This window comes from Streptococcus pseudopneumoniae (assembly GCF_001072665.1).
In the GTDB taxonomy this organism is placed as follows: Bacteria; Bacillota; Bacilli; order Lactobacillales; family Streptococcaceae; genus Streptococcus; species Streptococcus pseudopneumoniae_S.
Genome location: NZ_JVJI01000049.1, coordinates 1 through 1,443 on the forward strand (window position 1 = coordinate 1; position 1,443 = coordinate 1,443).

Consider the following 1,443-nt stretch of genomic DNA (forward strand, 5'->3'; position numbering starts at 1 on the left):
AATCCTGAAAAATATAGAAGAAAGTAGACTTGCGAGGGAGAGTTCGAAGTTTAAACAGTATGTAGCGAAGGAAAAATCTATAATTGATAGTTGGAATCGGAATACTTCCAAATCTCCAATAAAAAATATGCCACTGGAAGAGTATGAAATGTATCGGACGAAGAGTGTTATCAACCCTGACTCGGATACAATGACATTAGGTAAATATGAACCTACAATTAGACCTGACGGGACTCAAGATTGGAGTACACCTGGTCCAAATTCATACATCAGCAAGGCTGGAGATACCACTTACTTCAGTTTAGGAGATGATTGGAATAAAATTACAGTTGAATATGGTTTGGATGCAGAAGGTAGAGACATGTTCAAATATTTCAATCAACCTGCACTAGATGATGCGGTTGCGCAAGGCAAGACTATTCGATTTTCTCATGATCCGACGTTGAAGATGTATGAAAAATCAGCTATAAGATGGGAATGGGATTATTTGATGGAACAACATGGATATAAGCGATTAAAACCAAAAGGGGACTACTGGTATGGAATTAAATAATATGGATATTTTATCGGACGAAATCTGTGATGTAGTTGAAAGAGTATTTAAAGATAAGATTGATGGTATAGTGATTTATGATATGATTGATGAATCAAATCATCATACTTTCAAACTGAAGTTCCGCGTCTATAATTTTGCCGGGGTAAAATTTCAGTACGAGAATGATTTCTTCGAGATTTATGTTTTTTTCAATGGTGACGAGGGTTTACTGCTGTCTAAGGAAAATAGTCGTTACAGTGAAATAAGCGATTGGGACAGTTATTTAAAAGAAATCATGACAAAAATCGAGTCGTATATCCCAGAGAAATATCTAAAAGCCAAGGGTTGGCGATAAAAAAGAAGGAGGTATTGGTATGGTTCGAGAAAGTATGGAAGCTATAAAACAAGAAGTAATTGAACGGATTGAGCGTTCTTTTGGAGATAGGGCCTCTGATGTAACCATTTGTGAATTGGTCGATGTCCCAAATCATTATATATTACGCCTCATATTTAGGGCCTATGACTACTATTGGGTTCAATTTAATTATGACAATGATTTATGTGGGTTCTCTATTGATTTGGGTGATGAATTTGGAGCATCGCTTGAAAGCAAAATGCGTAGCTATATGGGAACAAAGGATTGGGATAACTACTTAAAAGAAATCATGGCAGAGATTGAATTACGCATTCCTGATGAATTCTTAAAAACTAAGGGATGGTTGTAAAATCTGTTTAAACTATAGTTTTACAACAGGCAAGTTCGCCTTTCTATGATAGAATAAATGAAACAAGAGTTTACCAATAAACCATTGGTAAACTCTTACTTTAAATAGAATTCTCTTTAAAACAATTCAATGAGCTCTATCAGTTGATGACGAGCTATACGTCCTTATTGGGAACAGACATCG

Annotated in this window: 3 protein-coding genes; all 3 read left to right on the top strand. The window is 35.5% G+C overall.

Annotated elements, in window-relative coordinates; genetic code table 11:
- The first annotated feature begins 148 nt into the window (after positions 1 to 148).
- The 3 genes from ADH52_RS11655 to ADH52_RS03115 are packed head-to-tail and all read left to right on the top strand — an operon-like array spanning position 149 to position 1,260.
- The gene (locus ADH52_RS11655) at positions 149 to 553 is read left to right on the top strand and encodes a hypothetical protein (RefSeq protein ID WP_239682118.1); all 405 of its coding nucleotides are present in this window, start codon (positions 149 to 151) and stop codon (positions 551 to 553) included.
- Entirely contained in the window at positions 540 to 890 is a 351-nt protein-coding gene (locus tag ADH52_RS03110; RefSeq protein ID WP_049510032.1) for a hypothetical protein, read from the top strand. Before ADH52_RS11655 ends, ADH52_RS03110 begins: the two co-directional genes overlap by 14 nt.
- Before the next feature lie 19 nt (positions 891 to 909).
- Positions 910 to 1,260 (top strand): hypothetical protein, encoded by a 351-nt coding sequence (locus tag ADH52_RS03115; protein ID WP_049510033.1) that lies wholly within the window; start codon positions 910 to 912, stop codon positions 1,258 to 1,260.
- The last annotated feature ends 183 nt before the right edge of the window (positions 1,261 to 1,443 follow it).

Coding starts and splice junctions, on each gene's coding strand:
- ADH52_RS11655 (WP_239682118.1), top strand. CDS start 149: ATGTATCGGACGAAGAGTGTTATCAACCCTGACTCGGATACAATGACA.
- ADH52_RS03110 (WP_049510032.1), top strand. CDS start 540: ATGGAATTAAATAATATGGATATTTTATCGGACGAAATCTGTGATGTA.
- ADH52_RS03115 (WP_049510033.1), top strand. CDS start 910: ATGGTTCGAGAAAGTATGGAAGCTATAAAACAAGAAGTAATTGAACGG.